This window comes from Bradyrhizobium sp. LTSP857, from assembly GCF_000938285.1.
In the GTDB taxonomy this organism is placed as follows: domain Bacteria; phylum Pseudomonadota; class Alphaproteobacteria; order Rhizobiales; family Xanthobacteraceae; genus Bradyrhizobium.
This window is the reverse complement of record NZ_JYMS01000049.1, coordinates 595388-618933: the sequence shown is the minus strand read 5'-3', so window position 1 is coordinate 618933 and position 23546 is coordinate 595388. Positions and strand designations below refer to the sequence as shown.

Here is a 23546-nt window from a genome sequence, read left to right as displayed (position 1 = left end):
CGTCAGACTTTTTCGACTTCGGGACGGCCGAGCAGGCCGGTCGGCATGAAGATCAGCACGACGATCAGGATCGAGAACGCCGCGACGTCCTTGTACTCGACCGAAAAATAGGCCGACCAGAACGTCTCGATCAGGCCGATTGCGAGGCCGCCGAGCATGGCGCCGGGCAGCGAGCCGATGCCGCCGAGCACGGCGGCGGTGAACGCCTTGATGCCGGCGACGAAGCCCATGAAGAAATCGACCAGGCCGTAATAGAGCAGGTACATCAGGCCTGCGACCGCGGCGAGCGCGGCACCGATCACGAAGGTCATCGAGATGGTGCGATCGACGTCGACGCCGAGCAGCGCCGCCATGGTCTGGTCCTGCTCGCAGGCGCGCATGTCGCGTCCGAGCCGCGTGCGCGAGACCAGCCAGGTGAAGATCGCGAGCAGCACGATGGTGGTGAGGACCACCATGATCTGGATGTTGGAGAGCTGGATCACGAAGCCGTCCGCGCTCTCATGCAGCGTATAGCCGCCGGTGATGAGCGGCGGGATCGGCTTGACACGGGCGCCCTGTGCCACCTGCGAGAAGTTGACCAGCACGAACGACATGCCGATCGCCGACAGCATCGGGGCGAGGCGGAAGGAGTGGCGCAGCGGCCGGTAAGCGATGCGCTCGATGGTCCAGCCATAAAGCGCGGTGATCGCCATCGAGACCAGCAGCACCACGATCAGGATCAGCGGGATCGCGGTCAGGCCGAACGAGACCAGGATCAGGAAGGTAATCAGGGAGATGAAGCCGCCGATCATGAAGACGTCGCCATGGGCGAAGTTGATCATGCCGACGATGCCGTAAACCATCGTGTAGCCGATCGCGATCAGGCCGTAGATCGAGCCGAGCACGAGGCCGTTGATGAGCTGCTGGGTGAAATAATCCATAGGCTGCCGTTACCCAAACCTGACGCGGCTCAAAGGGAGCTCTTGAGAGAGAGTTCTTGGGCCCCGGCAGCCCTTGAGCATTCTCCGTTTTGTAACAGGAGGGAACTGGCGGCTGCAACTGGCCATGTCTTGGCATAAAGGTTTGTACAGAGGTCATTTCGCGTTCCGGTTCCCGCATTTGCGAGGAATTGGGTTCCGCAGGCAACCAAAGCGGACACGAGCCGTTATCTCGCCTCTGACGTCTAACAAGGGAGTTTCCCCCAATGACGAAGCAGCAAGACCAGAATCCGGGCCAGCAGAACCAGAACCCCGGTCAGCGCCCCGGCCAGCAGCAGGGTGGCGGTCACAAGCCCGGCCAGCAGCAACAGGATCCGCAGCGCCAGGGCGACAAGCCCGGTCAGCAGCAGGGCGGCCAGCGCGGGCAGCACGATCAGGACAACAAGTAGATTTGGGAGCCCAAGAAATTGGGAGTCCAAGAACGAAGGGTAGTGATGAAGGCCCCGCCGAAAGGCGGGGCCCTTTTCGTCGGCCGCGCTGCGCGACGGGGCGGTTAAGGTAAACAAACGGTTTAAATTGCCGCCACAGTCCGATGCGAGTTAGCTCGCGGCAAATCCGCCGCCCGTCGAGGGCCGCGGGTCAGCGAAGCGGGAAGCGGCATGTTCAGGAATTGGCGGATCGGCTCGGTCAACGGCGCATTGCTGGCGGCCTATTTCATTCCGGCCTGGACCCTGGTCGCCTTCAACATCATGGTATCGCCGGTGCACGGCCTCTACGAGCGGCCGAGCGTCGCGGTGGCGCTGTTCCTCAGCGACCAGCTCCAGATGTCCGGCATCGGCACGGTGCGCGCCGCCTGGCTCCTGGCACTCGGACGGTTGACCGTGGTGGCGTTCTTCGCGATCTATCTCGCGCTTCTCGCCATTCCCCGCACCCGCAAGAGCGGCGGCAGCGACGAGGCGCTCGGCATTGCGCTGGCGATCGGCAGCCTGATCTCGTTTGCGAGCATGATGATGGCCTCGAAGGTCGGCGAGATGGCCGCGCTCCGGCTGCACGCCACCGAGCTCCTGCTTCTGCTCGGTGCGGCCATCGTGCTGGTGATCGAACGGCCGGCGATGGCGCCGCAGACCGCCGAGGTGCCAGCGCCGCTAGCCCTTGAGCAGGCCGAGCTCCTGCACAATAGCTGAGGCTTCCTTCACGGCATGGTTCGCCGCGGGGACGCCGCAATAAATCGCCTGCTGCAACAAGATTTCCTTGATGTCGTCGGGGGTGAAGCCGCCTTCCGCGAGCGCCGCGCGCACATGCAGGCGGAATTCGTCCCATTGCCCAAGCGCGACCATGGTGCCGATCACCAGCACCCGCCGCGTGCGCTCGTCGAAATGCGGCCGCGTCCAGATCTCGCCCCAGGCGTAGCGCGTGATCATGTCCTGGAAGTCGGTGTTGAAGGCGTTGCGGTTGGCGATCGACTTGTCGACCCAGGCATTGCCCAGCACTTTTCGGCGCACATTCATGCCGGCATCGCGGCGCTTCTGGTCGTCCATTCTGTCCTCCTCTCCGTCATTGCGAGGAGCGGAGCGACGAAGCAATCCAGAGTGTGTCCGCGGAGGGATTTCTGGATTGCTTCGCTGCGCTCGCAATGACGGCTGTGGTTAGCGCTGCGTCAAGAAGCCCACCACCGCGTCGGTGAACGCGTGTGGCTGCTCGACATTGGAAATATGGGCGGCGTCGATGATGGTCATGCTCGCGCCGGGGATATTTGAACGGATCAGTTCGCCCGCNGCCGAGATCGGCGTCGCCATGTCGTGGCGGCCGGCGATCACCAGCGTCGGGCTCTTGATCTTCGGCAGCAGCTCACGCTGGTCGAGCGTCGACAGCGCCTCGCAGCAGGCGAGATAGCCCTCGACGGGGGTGGCGAGCAGCATCGACTTCATCCTGGCGGTGACATCGGGCTCGCGCTCGCGGAAATCGGCGGTCAGCCAGCCTGCGATCACGGCATCCGCGACCGCGGCGATGCCGCCCTTCTTCACGGCGTCGATGCGTTCCAGCCATTTGGTCGGCTCGGCATAGTAGCAGGAGGTATTGGCGAGGATCAGCTTGCCGAACCGCTCCGGCGCGTTGGCGCCCAGCCATTGTCCGACCATGCCGCCCATCGACAGGCCGCACCAATGCACCTTCTCGATGTTGAGATCGTCGAGGATCGCGAGCACGTCGCGGCCGAATCGCTCCATCGTGTAGGGAGCGGGCGCGACGCTGGACTTGCCGTGGCCGCGGCGGTCGTAGCGGATGACGCGGAACACCTGCGTCAGCGCCTTCATCTGCGGCTCCCACATCTGAAGCGTGCAGCCGAGCGAATTGGAGAGCATCAAGGTCGGCCCGCCGTCGCGGCCCTCGACGGAGACGTTGAGCAGGCAACCGTCGGCATCGATCATGGGCATGGATGGCGTCTCCGTTTTAGTTCCGCTCAGGGCTGTTCTATTCGCGCTCGAGGCTGTCGAGCAGGCGGTCGATCAAGGCTTGGGAAGCCCCTTGATAGGCCATCGGCTCGAACAATGCCGCAATTTTTTCCAGTGCGAGATGCGCGGTGACCTGCGGATCGGCCGACAGCACCTCGCGCAGATGCTTCTTCTCGGCGACCGCGCGCTTGCTCGCGGCCTCGATCAGATGATGCGCGTCGCTCTTGCCGATCTTCTCGGCCAGCGCAAAGGTGACGGCTTCGGCCATGATCAGGCCGTGCGTCGCGTCGAGATTGCTGCGCATGCGCGCGGCATCGACGTCGAGGCCCTCGGCGATATCGACGATCGCCGCGAGCGCGCCCGAGGTCACCAGCATCAGTTGCGGCAGCGTCGGCCATTCCGCATGCCAGGGACCGGCGCTGCGTTCGTGGTCCTGCACTTGGGCGGCAAAGATCGTCGCGGCGAGCTGCGGCGCCATGGTCGCGCAACCCAGTGCGCTGGCGGCCGCGACCGGGTTGCGCTTGTGCGGCATGGTCGAGGAGCCGCCGCGGCCTTCGCCCGCGGGCTCGAAGGCTTCGGCGACGTCGGTCTGCATCATCAGCGAGACGTCGCGTGCGATCTTGCCGCAGCTTCCGGCGAGAATCGCCAAGCACGCGGCAGCCTCCGCGATCCGGTCGCGATGGGTGTGCCAGGGCGCTTCGGGCAGTGGCAGGTTCAGCTCCTGCGCCAGCCGCTCGGACACCGCGAGCCCGTTATTGCCGAGCGCTGCGAGCGTGCCGGCGGCGCCGCCGAATTGCAGCGCGAGGCCCTCGCGGCGTAGCCGTCGCAAGCGGCAGCGCGCACGCGCAAGGCTTGAAGCATATTCGGCGGCCTTCAGCCCGAACGGCATCGGCAGCGCGTGCTGGAGCCAGGTCCGTGCCACCATCGCGGTATTGCGATGGGCCCGCGCCAGTGCGGCAAAACCCCTGATGGCGCGGCTGAGATCGGCATCCAGCGCTTCGACGCCGGCGCGCAGCGTCAGCATGGTGGCGGTGTCGATGACGTCCTGGCTGGTCGCTCCCCAATGCACGTAGCGGGCGGCCTCGCCGTCGGCCTTCGCGACATTGGCGGTGAGCATCTTGACCAGCGGAATCGCCAGATTGCCCGATCGCGTCGCGGCCTCCGCGAGTGCGGTCATGTCAAAGGAATCGGCCTTGCAGGCTGCCTCGATCGGCCCCACCGCGGCCTTAGGGATCACGCCCGTGGCGGCTTCGGCCCGTGCCAAAGCTGCCTCGAAATCGAGCATATTCTGGAGGGTGGAACGGTCGTCGCAGACGGTGCGCATGGCTGCGCTCGACAGCATCGGCGCGAGCAGGGGGGAGAGGGCTGTGCTCATGGTGTGCGGGACCTAACCACCATGGCCCGGCCGTGCCAATCCCAAACCGCCCGCGGCAGGCTTTTTGCGGTTGCGAATATGCATTGCACGTGGCCGGGCGCCGCCCTTTCCTTTGCGGCCTCCGTGCGTTACTTGAGCAACGTTATCTTATTGCGATCCCGGGAGGCACCCCATGGCCATGACAATGAACGGCGAAGTCCAGCTTGCGGCGCCGCGCGAGGCCGTGTGGGAGAAGCTCAATGACCCCGCGGTGCTGAAGGCCTGCATCCCCGGCTGCGAGGAGCTCGAGAGGACCGACGACGGCGGTTTTCGCGCGGTGGCGAAAATGAAGGTCGGCCCGGTCTCGGCGCGCTTCAAGGGCAAGGTCGCGCTGAGCGATCTCGACCCGCCGAACGGCTACAAGATCTCCGGCGAAGGCGAGGGCGGGGTGGCCGGCTTTGCCAAGGGCGGCGCGGTCGTGAAGCTGTCCGATAAGGACGGCGGCACACTGCTCGTCTATGACGTCGAGGCGCAGATAGGCGGCAAGTTGGCGCAGCTTGGACAACGCCTGATCAACGGCACCGCCAAGAAGCTGGCCGACGAATTTTTTGCGAATTTCGCCAAGGCGGTACAGGGCTAGCGGCCCTTGCCTTTCGGCATGGCGGCTTGCGTCCCGGGCGATGTTGCCCAAGGGGACAATGGCCCATATGATGGGTTGGAATAACTATAAAAACCGCTTCGACGGGACCCGTCGGGGCGCTGAAGAGAGTGCTTATGGCAAAAATCTCCCTTATCGTGAACGGCAATCCTGTTACCGGCAATATCGACCCGCGCACGCTTCTGGTGCAGTTCCTGCGCGAGAATCTGCAGCTCACCGGCACCCATGTCGGCTGCGACACCTCGCAGTGCGGCGCCTGCGTCGTGCATCTCGACGGCAAGGCCGTGAAATCCTGCACCACGCTTGCGGTGATGGCCGATGGCCATGAGGTCAAGACCATCGAGGGACTGGCGGCCGACGGCGCGCCGCTGCATCCGATGCAGGAGGCCTTCCGCGAGCACCATGGTCTGCAATGCGGCTTCTGCACACCGGGCATGATCATGACCGCGATCGACCTTGTGCATCGCAAGGGCAACGAGCTCGACGACCACACCATTCGCGAGGAGCTGGAAGGCAATCTCTGCCGCTGCACCGGCTACCAGAACATCGTCGCCTCGATCGCCGCCGGCGCGAAGGCGATGGCGAACTCCGATCTCGCGTAAACCGCGCGCGCATTCCGCGATCAGGACACCCACATGTACGAATTCAAATACCATCGCCCCGGGACTGTGCGGCAGGCGGCCAACCTCCTGGTGAAGAACGAGGACGCCAAGCTGATCGCCGGCGGCCACACGCTGATTCCCGTCATGAAGCAGCGCCTCGCCAGCCCCCCGCATCTCGTCGACCTCTCCCACATCGAGGGGCTCAATACGATCGAGATGAAGGGCCGCTCGCTCGTGATCGGTGCCACCGCCAAGCACGCCGAGGTCGCGACCTCCGCCATCGTCGGTGAGGCGATCCCGGCGCTGGCCAATCTGGCGAGCCAGATCGGCGACCCCGCCGTGCGCCACAAGGGCACCATCGGCGGCTCGCTCGCGAACAACGACCCGACCGCGGATTATCCCGCCGCCGTGCTCGCGCTCGGCGCGACCATCGTCACCAACAAGCGCCGGCTCAAGGCGGAAGAGTATTTCCAGGGCCTGTTCACGACGGCGCTGGAGGCCGACGAGATCATCACCAAGGTGATGTTCCCGCTGCCGAAGAAGGCGGCCTACATCAAATTCCGCAACCAGGCCTCGCGCTATGCGCTGGTCGGCGTGTTCGTGGCGCGCCGTCCCTCGGACGTGCGTGTCACTGTCACCGGTGCAGGCTCCGATGGCGTGTTCCGGATCGAGGCGTTCGAGGAGGCGCTGAAGAAGCGCTTCTCGTCGAAGGTGCTGGAAGGCATCGACGTGCCGGCGGAGGGGCTGAACAGCGACATCCACGGCAGCGCCGAATATCGCGCGCATCTCATCGGGGTGCTGACGCGGCGCGCCGTCGACGCCGCCAATGCCAAGGAATAAATGGGCCTCGCGCATTGGCCCAATACTTGTCCCTCGTGAGGGCGTAGCGAGACTGGCTCTTTCATGACTTCAGCGGCCAATACTTCCGGTGCGTTGCCGGCATCGGTCGACGCGATGCTCGAACTTTTGACATCGCGCGGCTATCTCGCCGAGCGGTCGCTGGCGACGGTGACGTATCTCTCGCTGCGCATGGGCCGGCCGCTGTTCCTCGAGGGCGAGGCGGGCGTCGGCAAGACCGAGATCGCAAAGGTGCTGTCGGCGGCGTTGGGGCGGAAGCTGATCCGCCTTCAGTGCTATGAAGGCCTCGACGTCTCCTCGGCTGTCTACGAGTGGAATAGCGCCGCGCAGATGATCGCGATCCGGATGGCGGAAGCCGCCGGCGACACCGATCGCGATCAGCTGTCATCCGACATCTTCGCCGACCGTTATATGATCAAGCGACCGCTGCTCCAGGCGCTGGAGCCTGACGTCGCCGGCCCGCCGGTGCTGCTGATCGACGAGCTCGACCGCGCCGACGAAGCGTTCGAGGCTTACTTGCTGGAAATCCTCAGCGACTTCCAGGTGACGATCCCCGAATTCGGCACCGTGAAGGCGCCGCATCCGCCGATCGTCATCATTACCTCGAACCGCACCCGCGAGATCCACGACGCGCTGAAGCGGCGCTGTCTCTATCACTGGGTGGATTATCCCGCCGCCGATCGCGAGCTCGCGATCGTCAAGTCGCGCGTGCCCGGCATCTCCGCAAAACTGTCGCAGCAGGTCGTGCGCTTCGTCCAGGCGCTGCGCAACCAGGATTTCTACAAATCGCCGGGCGTCGCCGAGACCATCGACTGGGCCACCGCGCTGTCGGAGCTCGATGCCCGCTCGCTGACCCCGCAGGTGGTCGGCGACACGCTGGGCGCGCTGCTCAAGTACCAGGACGACATCACGCGGATGCAGGGCGACACCTTGCAGAAGGTGCTGAAGGAAGCGACGAGCGATTAGCCGTCATTCCGAGTTTGCGCTAGGCGCGCCTGGGAATGACGAGGGGATGGATACGAGACCATGGCCATCAACCATCTGGCGCCAGAGCAAACCGAGCAGTTCGCCGACAACATCGTCGGCTTTGCCCGCGCCTTGCGTGCGGCCGGCATGCCGGTCGGGCCGGGCGCGGTCATCGATGCCATGAACGCGCTTCAGGTGATCGACATCGGCAGCCGCGCTGACGTCTTCACCACGCTGGAGGCGATCTTCGTCAAGCGCCACGAGCATGCGCTGATCTTCAAGCAGGCCTTCAACCTGTTCTTCCGCGCTTCCGAGGAGTGGAAGCACATGCTGGATTCGGTGCCGCTGCCGGATGGCGCCAAGAAGAAGCCGCCGGCGGCCGCGCGCCGGGTGCAGGAGGCGATGTCGCAGCCGCGGATGACGGAGACGCCGCAGCACCAGGAGCAGGATCTGCGCCTGTCGGTGTCCGACAAGGAGATCCTTCAGAAGAAGGATTTTGCGCAGATGAGCGCGGCGGAGATCACCGAAGCACTGCGCGCCATCGAGCGGATGCGGCTGCCGCAGGCCGAGCTTCTGACGCGCCGGCATCGGCCAGATCCGCGCGGCCTGCGGCTCGACCTGCGCCGCACGTTGCGCGCCTCGCTCCACACCGGCGGCGACATCATCAACATCCACCGTCTCGGGCGCATCGAGAAGCCGGCGCCGATCGTGGCGCTGCTCGATATCTCGGGCTCGATGAGCGAGTACACCCGCCTGTTTCTCCACTTCCTGCATGCCATCGGCGACGCCCGAAAGCGCGTCTCGGTGTTCTTGTTCGGTACCCGGCTCACCAACGTCACCCGCGCGCTGCGCCAGCGCGATCCCGACGAGGCGCTGGCGAGCTGCTCGGCTGCGGTGGAGGACTGGGCCGGCGGTACCCGGATCTCGGGCTCGCTGCACAACTTCAACAAATTGTGGGCGCGGCGCGTGCTGAGCCAGGGCGCCATCGTGCTGCTGATCTCCGACGGGCTGGAGCGGGAGGCCGATTCCAAGCTCGCCTTCGAGATGGACCGGCTGCACCGGTCCTGCCGGCGGCTGATCTGGCTGAACCCGCTCTTGCGGTTCAGCGGCTTCGAAGCCAAGGCGCAGGGCATCAAAATGATGCTCCCGCACGTTGACGAATTCCGCCCCGTGCATAATTTGAGTTCGATCCAGGAGCTGATCGCCGCGCTTTCCCGGCCGCTTCCGCCGCATCACCGCAGCCTGATCCGCTCCGCAGCCTGAGAGGCCAACCATGCTCGATCGTGACGAGGACATTCTGAAGGCGGCAGAGGACTGGCAGAAGGCCGGCCGTGGCGTCGCGCTGGCGACCGTGGTGGAGACCTGGGGCTCGGCGCCGCGCCCGGCAGGCTCCAGCCTGGTCATCAACGATGAAGGAACCTTTCTGGGGTCGGTCTCCGGCGGCTGCGTCGAGGGCGCCGTGGTCACCGAAGCCATGGACGTGATCCAGAGTGGCAAGCCGAGGATGCTGGAGTTCGGCGTCGCCGACGAGACCGCCTGGAATGTCGGGCTGTCCTGCGGCGGCACCATCCGCGTCTTCGTCGAGAAAGTCGGTTATCCGTGAAGCTCGCGATCCTGCACGAACTCAACGCCGAGCGCGCCGCGCGCCGGCCGGCGATCCTGGTGACCGACACCGAGAGCGGCGAGCAGCGCCTGGTGAAGGCGAAGGATTTTGCCAAAGACCCGCTGGGTGCCGAGCTTGAAAAGCAGCTTCGCATGGGCAAGAGCGGCAATGTCGAAGCTGGCGGCAAGAAACTGTTCCTCAACGTCTACGCGCCGACTGCAAAGCTCGTCATCATCGGCGCGGTCCATATCAGCCAGGCCTTGGCGCCGCTGGCGCGCTCGCTTGGTTATGACGTCACGGTGGTTGATCCGCGCACCGCCTTTGCGAGCCCGGAGCGCTTCCCCGACATTCCGCTTGTCGCTGAATGGCCCGACACCGCGCTGCCGCCGCTCAATGTCGATGCCTACACGGCCTTCGTCGCGGTGACGCACGATCCGAAGATCGACGATCCCGCGCTGCTGCACGCCTTCGAGCGCAACTGCTTCTATATCGGCGCGCTTGGCTCGCGGAAGACGCATGCCAAGCGCGGCGACCGGCTGCGGGCGCAGGGCGCCAAGGACAGCGACGTTGCGCGCATCCGCGCCCCCATTGGACTTGCGATCGGCGCGGTTTCACCGTCCGAGATTGCGGTGTCGATCATGGCCGAGATCACGGCGGTGCTTCGGCTACCTCCTAAGGAAAAAGAAGAAGCGGCATGAAGTTCGGTCCGGCGAGCCCCAAGGACGCGATCGGCGGGGTGACCGTCCACACCCTGCGCCAGGGACCGCTGGTGCTGAAGAAAGGCACGACGATCGGCCCCGCCGAGATCGAGGCGCTGACGCGCGCCGGCATCAAGGACGTTGTCGTGGTGCGGATGGAAGAGGGCGATGTCTCCGAGGACGTCGCGGCCGCCAGTATCGCGCTTGCGATCGGCGGCGAGGGCATCCATGTCGAGCGCGCCTTCACCGGCCGCGCCAATCTGTTTGCCGCACGCCCGGGTCTGCTGGTGATCGACCGCGGGGCGGTCGACCGCATCAATAATATCGACGAAGCCATCACCTTTGCGACGCTCTCCGCCTTCAAGCCGGTGGTCGAGGGCGAGATGGTCGGCACCGTCAAGATCATTCCGTTCGGCGTTGAAGGAAGCTTGCGCGATGCCGCGGTGGAGGCGGCCGGCAAGGACGTCCTGAAGATCGCGCCCTACATCATCAAGCGCGTCGGCATCGTCTCGACGCTGCTGCCGGGACTGTCCTCCAAGGTGGTCGACAAGACGCTGCGCGTGACCGCTGATCGGCTCGCGCCGGCCGGCGCCAAGATCATCGCCGAGCGGCGGGTTCAGCACGACGAACCGGCACTGTCGGCAGCGATCAAGGAGCTGCTCGCGCTCGGCGCGGAGCTCGTCATCGTGTTCGGGGCCTCCGCGATCGCCGACCGCCGTGACGTGATCCCGGCCGCGGTCACCGAGGTCGGCGGCGAGATCGAGCATTTCGGCATGCCCGTCGATCCCGGCAATCTGCTTCTGATTTCCCGCGTCGGCGGCGTGCCGGTGCTGGGCGCGCCAGGTTGCGCACGCTCGCCGGTCGAGAACGGGTTTGACTGGGTGCTGATGCGGCTTTTGGCCGGCATCAAGGTGACGCGCTCCGAGCTGATGGGCATGGGCGTCGGCGGCCTCCTGATGGAGATCGTGACGCGGCCGCAGCCGCGCGCCAAGCCCGAGACCGAGGGCAACAGTAACATCGCGGCCATCGTGCTCGCGGCGGGCCGCTCGACCCGGATGGGCGGCCCGAACAAGATGTTGGCCGAGCTCGACGGCAAGAAGCTGGTGCGGATCGCGACCGAGCAGGCGCTGGCCTCGAAAGCATCCGAGGTGATCGTCGTTACCGGACATCAGACTGAGCTGGTCGAGCAGGCGCTGAAGGGCCTGAAGGTGAGGTTCGTCCGCAATCCGGATTTCGCCGGCGGCATCGCGAGCTCGGTCAAGGCCGGCATCGCGGCCGTGCCGGAAGGCTATGACGGCGCCGTGGTCTGTCTCGGTGACATGCCGCTGATCGATGCCGGCCTGATCGACCGTCTCATCGACGGCTTTGCGCCGGACCGCGGCAATCTCATCGTCGTTCCCGTCAGCGACGGCCGCCGCGGCAATCCCGTGCTGTGGTCGCGCCGCTTCTTCAAGGAATTGATGACGCTCGACGGCGATGTCGGCGCGCGTCACCTGATCGCCAGGCACACCGAGGCAGTCGCCGAAGTGGCCGTCGACGGCGAGGGCGCCTTCCTCGACATCGACACGCCGCAGGCGCTGGAAGCGGCACGGCGAGGATGACGGTGCGTAGGGTGGGCAAAGGCGCATAACGCCGTGCCCACCATCTCTCCATAACGTCATCGCTAAATTGGTGGGCACGCTACGCTTTGCCCACCCCACTGTTTCCGCGGTGAAACAGTTGGTGGATTACGCTTCGCTGATCCGCCCCACAAAGCCGATTTCAACTCCCCGTTCACCATCTGGAAACGGTCGCGCGCTTAGAGTCGCCTCCACCTGCCTTGGGGGGAGGGGTTTTCCATGGTTTCGAACGTCGTCGCGCGCCGTTGCGCGATGTTTTTCTTTGCGCTGTCGGTTTGTGTCGCCGGCGCCCGCCACATCACCGAAGCCCAGGCTGCCGGCGCGTTTGCGGTCGGTAAGTGCGGCGCCTATGGCCAGGCCTTTGATTATAGCGCCGAGCACGAGGCCCGCACCGCGGCGCAGAAGCAGTGCAAGGGCGAGTGCACGACTGTGACGATGAAGCGCGCCTGTGCGGCGATGTCGGTCGATATGGCCAACCCCTGCGGCGCCTACGGCTATGCCGTCAAGCCGAAGATCTCGGCCACGCTCAATGCCGCCACGCGCGAATGCTACAAATTTGGCGGCAAGGAATGCGTGATCCGCGCCTGGGCCTGCGACGCCAAAGGCTGACAGCCGCCCTTGGAAGTCGCTGACCCGGTCGATCAGGCCTGCGCCTCGGCCGACCAGGGGACCTTCGTCTTGACGAAATCCGACCATGCCTGCTTCAGGCGCGGCTCGACGCCGACCATCGCGTGGGCCTGCCAGCCGGCGATCGCGGCGGCCGCGGTGCTGCTGTCCGAGGACTTGGTGCCGACATCTGCGAGCAGCGAAGCCGTCGTCGCCATGTCGTTGTAGAGTCCTAGCTGTTGTTGCAGGTCGGCCAGCCCTTTGGAAAAGCGCTCGGCCGATTTTCGCTGTCCGTAAAGCGGCAACAGGAAGTCGGCGACGTAGCGCAGTTTCTTCGCGGCGAGCCGCAGCCGGTGCAGCTCTTCCGGGGTGCGCGATTTGAATCGACGGCCGCGCTTGAGCACTTTCGTATGCTGAGCCGAGAGAATGCGTTGTGCAAAGTTCATGGCAGGCTCGGCCAGTTGCCCCAGATGTTCCGGAGCGACGTCGCTGCGCCAGCCGCGGGTTTCGATCCAGCCGCCAAGCCCGATCAGGAAACATGACGCGCGGCGATCGGCCAGTACCATGCGCGCCTTGTCGTAGCTGGCCGCCCGGCGCTGCTCGACGGCTTCCTCCAGCGCGTCGAAGCCCGCAATCGCGGGGCAGCCTTGTGCAACGACGCGCAATGTCTCCTGTTGGAAGACGTCCCAGTCACGCGCGGGGGAGAGATTTTGTGCCAGCCATTTGGCTTCCGTCCGCAGCAGGTCGAGCTTGCTCAACGACACCACCGATCGCATCAGGTCCAGCGCGGATCGGAGGCGGCGCAGTGCCACACGAAGCTGGTGAATGCCCTCGGGATCGCGCCCGTCCTCGGCGGCGGGAAGCGACTGGAGCAGATGATGCAGACAGGCGCGCAGGATCGTGGCAAATGCCTCGTCAAGCGATGCGGATGGATCAAGGCGAAGCTTGCGCGGCTTTTTCGCGGCTGGCGAGGTCTCGGCTGCGAGGTCAAATCCGCGCGCGGATTTGCTGCGAATGGAAGGCCTGGCCGGTCCATGCTCCGCGAGCCGCAGCGCCAGCTCATAGATCGCGGATGGGCTGCCAGCCTTGAGCTCCAGCTCGATTTCGCTGACCGGCATCGATCGATCGCCGGATTTCAGCTGACCCTGGTCGAAAGCGATCTCGACTGTGCCGGACGGCAGGTCGACGATGCGCTGATGCCGGCGAATGTCGGTGGTGAAGACGGCTTCGAGCGGGTGTCGTTCGAGATCGGCGCGCAGCTTTTCGGGAATGAAAGGGAGCGCCAGCGCGATGTCGGGAGCAATGGAGGGCACGCTCGCCTCCCATTCGCCGCGTCGCAATGGATCGTTGCCGAATTCGGCCTTCATCGTCTGCGTAAAACGCGCGCCGCTCTGGCGGACCCGAAAACTCAATCCGTTGCGTTGAAGCGCGCGTTTGGGCGTGTCGTAGTAGACGGCCTTGAGGTGTTTTCGCGAACCCTTGTTGCGCGCGTTCGCAACGATGACGGGCGCGTCCCTGAAATCGGCGAGGCGATCGGCATCCACAAGCAGCTTGAGCTCGATCTCGGTGGCGCGTGGCGCAGCATCGCGGGACAGAGAGGTTTCCGACGTCGTCGCCTCGGCACGCGCGTCATCGGCGAAGAGGTCGGCCTGCGAAGTTTCGTGCGATGAGAGCGTGTTGTCAGGGAACTCGGAACCAGACGCTGTGCCAGAGTCGGCGGAGTTCTTGATTTTCTTCCCGTTCTCCGGAACCAGATGGCCGTTGGCCCTCGCAAGCCGCTGCACGGGTTCGATGGCTCGCTTGATCGCGCCAGTTTCCGACATACTCAATTTATGACAGTTCGATGACAGGGCCGCGATATATAGCCCACTCGACTCCTGAGGAGAAGCGCAGCCGGACGCATCTCGATTGAAATTTCCCAACTGTGATCGATAGGACAATTCGGGTTACATTCGTGTCCGCAGCCGGCGTGCGAGGAATTGTCGTTTCTTTCCCGACGCTTGGATGTGTGCGGGAGAATTCATGCTGTTCGATACGAAGATTGCCGTTGTTATTCGCAACGATCTCCAGGCTTGGCAGAAGCTCAATGTCGCGTCGTTCCTGACCGGCGGCGTCGCCGCTGCCTTTCCGGAATGCATCGGCGAAGCCTATGAGGACGCCTCAGGCACGAAATATCTTGCGCTGATCGGCCAGCCGATCCTGATCTACGGCGCCGATGGTCCGGCCTTGTCGCGCGCGCTCGATCGGGCACTCGCGCGCAATGTCACGCCGGCGGTCTATACCGAGGACATGTTCAAGACCACGCATGACGCGGCCAATCGCGAGGTGGTGAAGGCGGTGGCGCGCACAGAGCTCAATCTCGTCGGCATCGCGATGCGCGCCGAGCGCAAGGTGATCGACAAGATCGTTGATGGATTGAAGTTTCATAGTTGAACGTAGGTGCTGTTGTTTCACCTCTCTCGCAAGCGGGAGAGCACCACTCACATCGGCGGCATGGTCTCGAACTTCGTCAGTCCCGGATCGAGATGATCCCAGTCATGCCCGCGCGCGGCGTAAGTGACCACTTGCGGCTTGTAGCGGGCGGGCTCGTCGAGGCTCGCGGCGCGAATGGTGAAGATGCCGGGCATCGCGGCAAATGTCATGTAGACCGGCAGGCCGCACACGGCGCAGAACGCGCGCGTCTTCACATTGCCGCTGTCGCCGACCATGTCCCAGCGCCTGGCCTCGCCGGTCACCGTGACGCCGTCGCGCGCGAACGTGGCGTAGGAGCCGTGGCCGCTGCCGCTTTCGCGCTGGCAGTCCCGGCACTGGCAGTGATTGCTGAACAGAGGCTCACTGGCAATCGAATAGCGGATCGCGCCGCAGGCGCAGCCGCCGGTATAGGGCTTGCTCATCGTGGTCACTCCTTAACTCTCTTCGCCGCTGATTTCGTCGAGCTGCCGGACGACCTTCTTCCAGCCGCCGCTCATGACCGTGTAGGCACTCTCGTTCCTGGGCAGCACGAAGCCCGCATGAACCAATTGAATCCGCGTGCCGGCTTCGACCGGGGTGAGGGACCACGTCACTGTCGTGTCGAGCGGGGCGCCGTAGCCGGTGTTGCGCGCATCGCCGCCCTTCCAGGCGTAGACGAGGCGCCTGAAAGCCACGACCTCCAGGACGCGGCAATGGATGACACCGTCCCAGTTGCCGCCCGGCGTGGTCTGGAACGTGAAAGTGTTGCCGACGACGGCTTCGAAGCCGGTTGGCTTCATCAGCCAGCGCGCGATCAGCTGGGCGCTGGTCAGCGTCTTCCAGATCGTCTCGGGCGCGTGAGGGAAGACCTCGTCCAACACGATGTCTTTGGTCTCGGCTTTCAGCTCGGCTGCACTCACGGGTCGATCTCCTTCAAGAGGTCTCGAAGATTCTGGAAGCGCTCGCGCCAGAAGACGCCGTAATGATCCATCCAGGTCACCAGTGGCTCGAGACCTTGCGGCGCGGCGCGGTAATAGACGTTGCGGCCCTCGGCACGCTCGGCGACGAGGCCGGCCTGTTTCAACGATTTCAGGTGCTGCGAGATCGCGCCCTGCGTCACGCCACTGCCGCGCGTCAGCTCGGCGACGCTGATCTCCTTGTTCTCGAACACGCGCTCGAACACGGCACGGCGGGTCGGATCGGCGAGGGCGCGCATCACGGCGGTGACGGGATTTGGGGCGGCTTCGATCATGTCGATCAATTAGCAAATACTGATACATTAGTCAACGCTAATCATTTATCCTGGCGTACGGGGCTCGATTCTCAATTGACTATGACTGACTAGTCAGTCATAAATTTGAAATGACAAAGAAACCTACCAAAACCGCCGCGTCCCAAGCAAAGAGCCACGCGCCCGAAGCTGGCGAAGAGGCCGCGCCTGCGTCCAACCGTGCCACGCGCGCGGCGGAGCGGCGTGCAGCGATCGTGGAAGCGGCGATGGAGGAGTTCATCTCCCGCGGCTTTGCCGCGACGCGGCTCGACGACATTGCGAAGCGCGCAGGTGTCGCCAAGGGCACGATCTACCTGCACTTCAAGGACAAGGAATCGATGTTCGAAGAGCTGGTGCGCACCGTGATCGTGCCGGTGGTGGCGCGGCTCAATGCATTGCCGCCGCTGACGGGCTCGGTGCGCGATCTGATCGAAGCCTTTGCGACCAACTTCCTGAAAGAGGTGATCGGCACAAGGCGCGGCGATCTGGTGCGCCTGATCGTGGCGGAGGGGCCGCGCTTTCCGTCCGTCGCAGACTTCTACTACCGCGAGGTCGTCTCGCGTGGGATGGCCGGCATGCGCGCGCTGATCGAGCTCGGCATTGCCCGCGGCGAAATCCGCGAGAAGAACCTCGCGCGCTATCCGCAGATCCTGATCGCGCCGGCGATGATCGCGGTGATCTGGCAGAGCCTGTTTGCGCGGCACGCGCCGCTCGACGCGCAGGACATGCTGCGCGTCCATCTCGATCTGATTTTTGGCGAACGGAGGACGACATGAAGTCGTCGCACGCATTTTTTTCATTCGCATTGGCCGCCATGCTCGCAACCGGCCTTGCCGGCTGCAACGAGAAGCGCGATCCCGGCTTCCAGGGCTGGGTCGAGGCCGACATGATCTTCGTCAGTCCCGACGAGGCCGGCCGGGTGACGAAGCTCGACATCCGCGAGGGCGACGCCGTGAAGGTTGGTGACGCCCTTTATGACGTCGACGACGATCTCCAGCTCGCCGATCTCAATCAGAACAAGGCGACGCTAGCCAATGCGCAACAGGTGTTTGACCGCGCGGATTCCCTACGAAAGACCGGTTCCGGTACGCAGGCGACGCTCGATTCCGCGGTCTCGGATTTACGGGTCGCACAAGCCCGCGTGGTGACCTCGCAGACGCGTCTGGCGCGGCGCAAGGGTTTTGCGCCGGTCGCCGGCACCATCCAGCAGATCTATTTCCGCGAGGGCGAGATGGTGGCGGCGCAGCGGCCGGTGCTTTCGGTCATGCCGCCCGGCAACATGAAGCTGCGCTTCTTCGTGCCGGAGACGGAGTTGCCGAAACTTGCGATCGGCGACGAGGTGCGGATCGCCTGCGACAATTGCGCCGCCGATCTCACCGCAAAGATCTATTTCATCGCGACCAATGCCGAATATACCCCGCCGGTGATCTACAGCCTCGATGAGCGCAACAAGCTCGTCTATCTGATCCAGGCGCGGCCGTCGCGTCCGGATACTTTGCGCGTCGGCCAGCCCATCAACGTCTATCTCAATCCCAAAACTCCGATGGCGGACAAGCGATGAGCGGCGGCAACGGCATCGCGATCGACGTCAAAGGCCTGAGCAAATCGTTCGGCGGCCGCGAGGTCGTGCACGATCTGTCGATGCAGGTGAAGCGCGGCTCGATCTACGGCTTCCTCGGGCCGAACGGCTCGGGCAAGACCACCACCATCCGCATCCTCTGCGGCCTGCTCACGCCCGACAGCGGCGAGGGCACCTGCCTCGGCTACGACATCTTGCGCGATGCCGAAAAGATCAAGCGCCAGGTCGGCTACATGACCCAGCGCTTCAGCTTGTATCAGGATCTCTCGGTGCGCGAGAACCTCGAATTCGTCGGGCGGCTCTACGGCTTGCGCGACGCGCGCGGCGCCGCGCGTGACATGATCAAGCGGATCGGGCTTTCGGGCCGCGAGGAGCAGCTTGCGGGCGAGCTGTCCGGCGGCTGGAAGCAGCGGCTGGCTTTAGGGGCCTGCACGCTGCCCAATCCGCAATTGCTGCTGCTGGACGAGCCGACGGCGGGCGTCGATCCCAAGGCGCGGCGCGATTTCTGGAACGAGATCCACGCGCTCGCGGCCGACGGTCTCACCGTGCTGGTGTCCACCCACTACATGGACGAGGCCGAGCGCTGTCACGAGATTGCGTACATTGCCTATGGCCATCTCTTGGCGCACGGCACCGTCGACGAGGTGATCGCGAAATCCGCGCTGACCACCTACACGGTGACGGGCGAAGACCTGAACAGCCTGACGGCCCAGCTCACAGGCAAGCCCGGAATCGACATGGTGGCGCCGTTCGGCACCTCGCTGCACGTCTCGGGGCGCGACGTTGCCGCATTGGAGTCGAGCATTGCGCCATGGCGCGAGAAAACCAGCCTGCATTGGCAGAAGTCGGCGCCTTCGCTGGAAGACGTCTTCATCGAGCTGATGGGCCGCTCCAAGGACAATTTCCAATGAGCGCCGTCGATCGTCCCGCGCCAGCACACGAAATCCGCGAGCGCTTCGGCTTCTGGCGGCGCTCCTATGCAATGCTGATCAAGGAGTTCATCCAGCTCAAGCGCGACCGCGTCTCGTTCGCGATGATCGTGATGTTGCCGGTGATGCAGCTCCTGCTGTTCGGCTATGCCATCAACACCACGCCGCACAATCTGCCGAGCGCGGTGCTGCTCCAGGAGGACTCTGATCTCGCCCGCTCGATCCTGAAGGCGCTGGAGAACACCGCCTATTTTCGCTTCATCTACGAGGTGCACGACGTCGACGATTTCGACAATCTTCTGAAATCCGGCAAGGTGCTGTTCGGCGTCGAGATCCCGCGCGGCTTCGAACGCGCGGTGCGACGCGGCGACAGGCCGGCGCTGCTGGTCGCCGCCGATGCCACCGATCCGGTTGCGGCGAGCGCCGCGCTCGGCTCGCTCGGCATGATCGTGCAGACCGCGCTCCAGCACGATCTCTATATCGGCGATCCCCCGGCGATGCCGTTCGAGATTCGCGCGCATGCCCGCTACAATCCGGCGGCGGTGTCGAGCCTCAACATCGTGCCGGGCCTGGTCGGTACCATTCTCACCATGACCATGCTGATCTTCACCGCGCTCTCGGTGACGCGCGAAGTCGAGCGCGGCACCATGGAGAGCCTGTTGTCGATGCCGATCAAGCCGGTCGAGGTGATGTTCGGCAAGATCATCCCTTACGTGCTGGTCGGCTTCGTCCAGGCCTTCCTGATCATCAGCATCGGCGTGTTCCTGTTCGGTGTGCCCGTGCTCGGCAATCTGTTCCTCTTGGCGCTGCTCTCGACGCTGTTCATCACCGCCAATCTGGCGATCGGTTACACCATCTCGACGGTGGTGCAGAACCAGCTCCAGGCTATGCAGATGTCGATGATGTTCTTCCTGCCGAGCATCCTGCTGTCCGGCTTCATGTTTCCGTTCGCGGGCATGCCGGCCTGGGCGCAATATGTCGGCGAAGGCCTGCCGCTGACGCACTACATCCGCATCGTCCGCGCCATCATGCTGAAGGGCGCCACCATGCAGAATCTGCGCTTCGACACGCTGGCGCTGGCAGCCCTGATGCTGGTCGCCATGACCATCGCCGTGACGCGCTTTCGCCGCACGCTGGATTGAGGCAGACTGCCCCGGAATCGAGGGGGTGGAATGGTCGGTTTTGCAAGCGGGAAGATCGGCGGGCGCGCCATTCTGTCGGAGGAGTTCGAGCGCGAGCTGACGCGGGAAGTGCTGCGCACCGAGCTGTTGCGGGTGAGGGCGCTGATCACGACCGGCTGCGTCATAATCTTGTTCCTCAGCGCAACCTACCTGATCGATCCGACCATCGTGAACCGGGTCTGGCATGGGACGGAAGGGCTCGTCCGCGAATACGCCATCTTGGCGAGCTTCATCCTCTTCGAGGTTTGGGTCCACAGCCAGATCAGGCGAAACCTCAAGCTCGATCGCGATCTGCCGGTGATCAGGCGCTATATCGGCGCCCTCATCGAAACGTCGCTGCCGACGATCATCCTGATCCTCCAGATTCGCAGCATGGGCGCGAGCCAGGCGCTGGGCTTCGTGCTGCCAATGGTCTATTTCATCTTCGTCATTCTCTCGACCCTCCGGCTGGATTTCTGGTTGTCCACCTTCACGGGATTTGTGGCCGCAACCGAACTCCTGGTCGTCGCGCTGTATTACAATTCGGTGAGCGACGCCGGCGAACCCCTGATCTACTTTCACGCCGTGCGCAGCACCATCATCCTGATCTGCGGCGTGCTCGCGGGCTCCGTCGGCGCGCAGTTGCGGCGACAATTTGCCGCGAGCATTGCAGCCGCCACCGCGCGCGACCGGGTGACGAACCTGTTCGGCCAGCACGTTTCGCCGCAGGTGGTGGAGCGGTTGATGGCGGAGGGGACGAGTGCTGCCGGAGACCTCCGCCGCGTCGCCGTGATGTTCGTCGATTTCCGTGGCTTCACCGCCGGCGCGCAGTCGCGCACGCCGCAGGAGGTGGTCGACCGGCTCGACGGCGCCTTTGCCGTGCTGGTCGACATTCTCGACCGCCAGGGTGGCATCGTGAACAAGTTTCTCGGTGACGGTTTTCTCGCGCTGTTTGGTGCGCCGCTGGAGGCCTCCGACGCCGCGCATCGCGCGGTCGCCGCCGGTCGCGAGATGCTGACCGCGATGGACCGCATCAATGCGCAGACGAGCTGGCCGCTACGCATCGGCATCGGCATCCATTTCGGCGAGGTCGTCGCCGGCAATATCGGCTCGCCCCGGCGCAAGGAATACACCGTGATCGGCGACACCGTGAATTTTGCCTCGCGGCTGGAGGCGCTGAACAAGGAATTCGGCTCGCAGTTCTTGATCTCCGCTTCCGTCCGCGAGGCGCTGGGCGACGACGGCGGCGATGCCGTGGCGCTCGGCGAGGTCACGGTGCGCGGCTATGAGCAGCCGATGGCGGTGTTTCAGTTGGGGTAACGCACCTTCAAATGCGAGTCGCGCTTCGTTGATGTAGGTCGCGCTTCGGTGAAGGCGCGTGATGAAATATCTCTGCTAGCTTTCGGCTCTCGCACTGTGGAAGCCGAAAAATCTCGGCTTGCCTTTGTCACCCGGAGAAAGCCAATGACCAGATTGACCCTTGTTGCGGCTGCCGTGATCGCCGCCGCTGTCTACCAAACCCAGGCCGCATCAGCGCGCCACGTCGCCGCACCGCGCGCTGCAACCGAGGCGACGGCCGACTACTGCGTCAGGGCTCCGGCCGAGGGCGCGTATGCTTCTGCGCCCTACAAGCAGCCGCCCTGCCTGCCGAACACGGCGTACTCGTACTAACCGATCACGCAGACGAAGCCGGGCTGGTGAAGTCCACCAGCCCGGCTTGGACGTCCGCGACAGCCTTACCGTTGGAGGTATCTAGGTAGTGCTTGACTCCATTTTCATCTAGTCATCTATATGACTATATGAATTCAGTCTGGCGCGACGACCGCCTGCCACGCTACCAGCGCCTGCGCGACGACCTCGCCGCGCGGATCAACCGCAATGAGTGGCGGCCGGGCGAACCGATCCCGTCCGAAGCCGAACTCGGCGCGCATTACGGCGTCGCCATCGGCACCGTGCGCAAGGCGATCGACCAGCTCGTCGCCGATGCCGTGCTGGAGCGCCAGCAGGGCCGCGGCACTTTCGTGCGCCGGGCCCGCTTCAACTCCTCGCTGTTCCGCTTCTTCCGCTTCCAGTCCGAGAGCGGCGAGCGCCGCGTCCCGAAGAGCCGCATCATCCGGCGCAGGAGCGTCGCGGCGACCTCCGCCGTCGCCTCCGCCTTGCGTATTCCTGTCGGCGAGCCCGTGATCAGCCTGTCGCGCCTGCGGCTGATCGACGATGTGCCGCTGCTGGCCGAAGAGATCTGGCTCCAGCAATCGCGCTTCGCAAAAATCCTCGAGATCGACACCGCCGAGTTCGGCGACCTGCTTTATCCGCTCTACGAAGAGCGCTGCGGCGAGGTCGTGGTCTCGGCCGATGAAGTCTTGACGGTCGAGATGGCCAACGAGATGCAGGCACGCCTGCTGCGGCTCGAGGCGAACGCACCGCTGATCGTGATCGAGCGCCTCGCGCTCGATCTGGAGCGAAGGCCAATCGAATGGCGACGGTCGCGCGGGCCGGCCGACCGGTTCCGCTACCACGCCGAGATCCGGTAACGGCGGACTTCAACAAGATCAACCAATAACGAATTCAGGGGGAAACGATGTCAAACTGGTACAGCGAATGTTCGCCGCTTGAGAAGCGGACGTTCTGGGCAAGCTTTGGCGGCTGGGCGCTGGATGCGCTCGACGTCCAGATGTTCGGCCTCGCCATTCCCGCGCTGATCGCGGCCTTCGGCATCAGCAAGGCCGACGCGGGTCTGCTCGGCTCGGTCACGCTGTTCTTCGGCGCGTTCGGCGGCTGGCTCGGCGGCGCGCTCGGCGATCGCTTCGGTCGCGTCAAGGCGCTCCAGATCACGGTTCTGACCTTTGCGCTCGCGACTTTCGCCAGCGCATTCGCAATGAGTTACACCCAGCTCCTCGTGCTCAAGGCGATCCAGGGCCTCGGCTTCGGCGCCGAATGGGCCGTGGGCGCGGTGCTGATGGCGGAGATCATCCGCGCTGAGCATCGCGGCAAGGCGCTTGGCTCGGTGCAGAGCGCCTGGGCCGTCGGCTGGGGCGCGGCGGTGCTGCTGTCCGCGCTGGTCTTTACTTATGCGCCGGCGGATATCGCCTGGCGCATCCTGTTTGCAATCGGGCTGTTGCCGGCGCTCCTCATCATCTACATCCGCCGCGGCTTGAAAGAGCCGCCGCGCGCCGTGGCTGCCGACGCCAAGGCGCCGCTCTTCGCCACGCTCTCCGGCATCTTCCATCGCGACGTGCTGCGCTCGACCCTGGTCGGCGGTCTCTTCGGCATCGGCGCACATGGCGGTTACGCCGCACTGACCACGTTCCTGCCGACTTACTTGCGCGAAGTGCGGCATCTGTCGGTGCTGGGTTCGAGCGGCTATCTCGCCGTCATCATCTTGGCCTTCTTCTGCGGCTGTGTCGCGAGCGGCATCATCAGCGACCGCATCGGTCGCCGCGCCAACGTCGCCTTGTTCGCGAGCGCCTGTATCGCCACCGTCCTGGTCTATATCTTCGCGCCGCTGACCGATGCGCAGATGCTTGTGCTCGGCTTCCCCCTCGGTTTTTTCTCCGCCGGTATTCCTGCCAGCATGGCCGCGCTGTTCAGCGAGCTCTATCCGGCCGGCGTCCGTGGCACCGGCGTCGGCTTCTGCTACAATTTTGGCCGCGTTGTCTCCGCCGCGTTTCCCTTCCTGGTCGGCTTTCTCAGCGATCACATCGGGCTCGGACCGGCGATTGGGATCGACGCGGCCTTCGCCTATTCGCTGGTGCTGATCGCGGTGCTGCTCCTGCCCGAAACCCGCGGCAAGGTGTTCGAGCAGGCTGCGGCAGCGCGCGTCTGACGG

The 23546-nt window shown here is 64.6% G+C and carries 28 protein-coding genes and 1 pseudogene; 20 read left to right on the top strand and 9 right to left on the bottom strand.

Features of this window, described 5'->3' with window-relative positions:
* Positions 1-2: 2 nt before the first annotated feature.
* Positions 3-920 (bottom strand): ABC transporter permease subunit, encoded by a 918-nt coding sequence (locus tag UP06_RS36385; protein ID WP_045008464.1) that lies wholly within the window; start codon positions 918-920, stop codon positions 3-5.
* Positions 921-1183: 263 nt separating this feature from the next.
* Here UP06_RS36385 and UP06_RS40440 point away from each other — a divergent pair, with 263 nt between their 5' ends.
* Positions 1184-1366 (top strand): hypothetical protein, encoded by a 183-nt coding sequence (locus UP06_RS40440; RefSeq protein ID WP_082078679.1) that lies wholly within the window; start codon positions 1184-1186, stop codon positions 1364-1366.
* Between the two features lie 210 nt (positions 1367-1576).
* A complete protein-coding gene (locus UP06_RS36375) occupies positions 1577-2101 on the top strand; it encodes a hypothetical protein (protein ID WP_045008462.1) in 525 nt (174 codons plus the stop codon).
* Here the strand turns inward: UP06_RS36375 and UP06_RS36370 are convergent.
* The 4 genes and pseudogenes from UP06_RS36370 to UP06_RS36360 all read right to left on the bottom strand — a co-directional run bounded on the left by UP06_RS36370 (position 2063) and on the right by UP06_RS36360 (position 4742).
* Positions 2063-2455, bottom strand: a complete 393-nt coding sequence (locus tag UP06_RS36370) for a carboxymuconolactone decarboxylase family protein (protein WP_045008461.1) — start codon at positions 2453-2455, stop codon at positions 2063-2065. The genes UP06_RS36375 and UP06_RS36370 overlap by 39 nt on opposite strands.
* A gap of 108 nt (positions 2456-2563) precedes the next feature.
* A pseudogene (locus UP06_RS42340) lies at positions 2564-2692 on the bottom strand (3-oxoadipate enol-lactonase); the annotation flags it as partial.
* A gap of 1 nt (position 2693) precedes the next feature.
* Positions 2694-3349, bottom strand: a 656-nt coding sequence (locus UP06_RS36365; RefSeq protein ID WP_245305632.1) for an alpha/beta fold hydrolase, incomplete at its 3' end; no start/stop codon positions are given.
* Between the two features lie 37 nt (positions 3350-3386).
* Positions 3387-4742 carry a 3-carboxy-cis,cis-muconate cycloisomerase gene (locus tag UP06_RS36360; RefSeq protein WP_045008459.1) on the bottom strand — a complete coding sequence of 452 codons (1356 nt, stop codon included), beginning with the start codon at positions 4740-4742 and terminating at the stop codon, positions 3387-3389.
* Between the two features lie 172 nt (positions 4743-4914).
* Between UP06_RS36360 and UP06_RS36355 the strand changes: the two genes are divergently transcribed.
* From UP06_RS36355 to UP06_RS36315, 9 genes are all read left to right on the top strand, one after another.
* Positions 4915-5361, top strand: a complete 447-nt coding sequence (locus UP06_RS36355) for an SRPBCC family protein (protein WP_045008458.1) — start codon at positions 4915-4917, stop codon at positions 5359-5361.
* 134 nt (positions 5362-5495) lie between these two features.
* Entirely contained in the window at positions 5496-5981 is a 486-nt protein-coding gene (locus UP06_RS36350) for a (2Fe-2S)-binding protein (RefSeq protein WP_045008457.1), read from the top strand.
* A 33-nt stretch (positions 5982-6014) separates the two neighbouring features.
* Entirely contained in the window at positions 6015-6821 is an 807-nt protein-coding gene (locus tag UP06_RS36345) for an FAD binding domain-containing protein (RefSeq protein WP_045008456.1), read from the top strand.
* A 63-nt stretch (positions 6822-6884) separates the two neighbouring features.
* Positions 6885-7805: an AAA family ATPase gene (locus tag UP06_RS36340; RefSeq protein ID WP_045008455.1), complete on the top strand. Its 921-nt coding sequence runs from the start codon at positions 6885-6887 to the stop codon at positions 7803-7805.
* Between the two features lie 60 nt (positions 7806-7865).
* A complete protein-coding gene (locus UP06_RS36335; RefSeq protein WP_045008454.1) occupies positions 7866-9068 on the top strand; it encodes a vWA domain-containing protein in 1203 nt (400 codons plus the stop codon).
* 10 nt (positions 9069-9078) lie between these two features.
* Positions 9079-9408: an XdhC family protein gene (locus UP06_RS36330; protein ID WP_045008453.1), complete on the top strand. Its 330-nt coding sequence runs from the start codon at positions 9079-9081 to the stop codon at positions 9406-9408.
* Positions 9405-10106, top strand: coding sequence for an XdhC family protein (locus UP06_RS36325; protein WP_045008452.1), 702 nt, complete (start codon positions 9405-9407; stop codon positions 10104-10106). The genes UP06_RS36330 and UP06_RS36325 overlap by 4 nt, the downstream gene beginning before the upstream one ends.
* Positions 10103-11707, top strand: a complete 1605-nt coding sequence (locus UP06_RS36320) for an NTP transferase domain-containing protein (protein WP_045008451.1) — start codon at positions 10103-10105, stop codon at positions 11705-11707. The genes UP06_RS36325 and UP06_RS36320 overlap by 4 nt, the downstream gene beginning before the upstream one ends.
* Positions 11708-11944: 237 nt before the next feature.
* Positions 11945-12334 carry a DUF4189 domain-containing protein gene (locus tag UP06_RS36315; protein WP_045008450.1) on the top strand — a complete coding sequence of 130 codons (390 nt, stop codon included), beginning with the start codon at positions 11945-11947 and terminating at the stop codon, positions 12332-12334.
* 32 nt (positions 12335-12366) lie between these two features.
* On the opposite strand, the gene UP06_RS36310 is transcribed toward UP06_RS36315, so the two are convergent.
* The gene (locus UP06_RS36310) at positions 12367-14154 is read right to left on the bottom strand and encodes a CYTH and CHAD domain-containing protein (protein ID WP_082081852.1); all 1788 of its coding nucleotides are present in this window, start codon (positions 14152-14154) and stop codon (positions 12367-12369) included.
* Positions 14155-14353: 199 nt separating this feature from the next.
* Between UP06_RS36310 and UP06_RS36305 the strand changes: the two genes are divergently transcribed.
* Complete coding sequence (locus UP06_RS36305) at positions 14354-14764, top strand: DUF2000 family protein (protein WP_045008449.1); 411 nt, start codon at positions 14354-14356, stop codon at positions 14762-14764.
* Between the two features lie 47 nt (positions 14765-14811).
* On the opposite strand, the gene UP06_RS36300 is transcribed toward UP06_RS36305, so the two are convergent.
* Genes UP06_RS36300 through UP06_RS36290 form a run of 3 tightly spaced genes read right to left on the bottom strand, consistent with a single transcriptional unit; the run spans position 14812 to position 16034 of the window.
* Positions 14812-15225, bottom strand: a complete 414-nt coding sequence (locus UP06_RS36300; RefSeq protein WP_045008448.1) for a GFA family protein — start codon at positions 15223-15225, stop codon at positions 14812-14814.
* A 12-nt stretch (positions 15226-15237) separates the two neighbouring features.
* On the bottom strand, positions 15238-15702 hold the full coding sequence (locus UP06_RS36295; RefSeq protein ID WP_045008447.1) for an SRPBCC family protein: 465 nt from the start codon (positions 15700-15702) through the stop codon (positions 15238-15240).
* Positions 15699-16034: an ArsR/SmtB family transcription factor gene (locus tag UP06_RS36290; RefSeq protein WP_045008825.1), complete on the bottom strand. Its 336-nt coding sequence runs from the start codon at positions 16032-16034 to the stop codon at positions 15699-15701. The genes UP06_RS36295 and UP06_RS36290 overlap by 4 nt, the downstream gene beginning before the upstream one ends.
* Before the next feature lie 110 nt (positions 16035-16144).
* Here UP06_RS36290 and UP06_RS36285 point away from each other — a divergent pair, with 110 nt between their 5' ends.
* From UP06_RS36285 to UP06_RS36250, 8 genes are all read left to right on the top strand, one after another.
* The gene (locus UP06_RS36285) at positions 16145-16828 is read left to right on the top strand and encodes a TetR/AcrR family transcriptional regulator (RefSeq protein WP_156163444.1); all 684 of its coding nucleotides are present in this window, start codon (positions 16145-16147) and stop codon (positions 16826-16828) included.
* A complete protein-coding gene (locus UP06_RS36280) occupies positions 16825-17613 on the top strand; it encodes an HlyD family secretion protein (protein ID WP_045008446.1) in 789 nt (262 codons plus the stop codon). The genes UP06_RS36285 and UP06_RS36280 overlap by 4 nt, the downstream gene beginning before the upstream one ends.
* Entirely contained in the window at positions 17610-18542 is a 933-nt protein-coding gene (locus UP06_RS36275) for an ABC transporter ATP-binding protein (protein WP_045008445.1), read from the top strand. The genes UP06_RS36280 and UP06_RS36275 overlap by 4 nt, the downstream gene beginning before the upstream one ends.
* Positions 18539-19702 carry an ABC transporter permease gene (locus UP06_RS36270; protein ID WP_045008444.1) on the top strand — a complete coding sequence of 388 codons (1164 nt, stop codon included), beginning with the start codon at positions 18539-18541 and terminating at the stop codon, positions 19700-19702. Before UP06_RS36275 ends, UP06_RS36270 begins: the two co-directional genes overlap by 4 nt.
* A gap of 30 nt (positions 19703-19732) precedes the next feature.
* A complete protein-coding gene (locus UP06_RS36265; protein WP_045008443.1) occupies positions 19733-21040 on the top strand; it encodes an adenylate/guanylate cyclase domain-containing protein in 1308 nt (435 codons plus the stop codon).
* Between the two features lie 144 nt (positions 21041-21184).
* Entirely contained in the window at positions 21185-21391 is a 207-nt protein-coding gene (locus tag UP06_RS36260; RefSeq protein ID WP_045008442.1) for a hypothetical protein, read from the top strand.
* Positions 21392-21519: 128 nt separating this feature from the next.
* Positions 21520-22251, top strand: a complete 732-nt coding sequence (locus UP06_RS36255; protein WP_045008441.1) for a GntR family transcriptional regulator — start codon at positions 21520-21522, stop codon at positions 22249-22251.
* 47 nt (positions 22252-22298) lie between these two features.
* Complete coding sequence (locus UP06_RS36250; protein ID WP_045008440.1) at positions 22299-23543, top strand: MFS transporter; 1245 nt, start codon at positions 22299-22301, stop codon at positions 23541-23543.
* Positions 23544-23546: the final 3 nt, after the last annotated feature.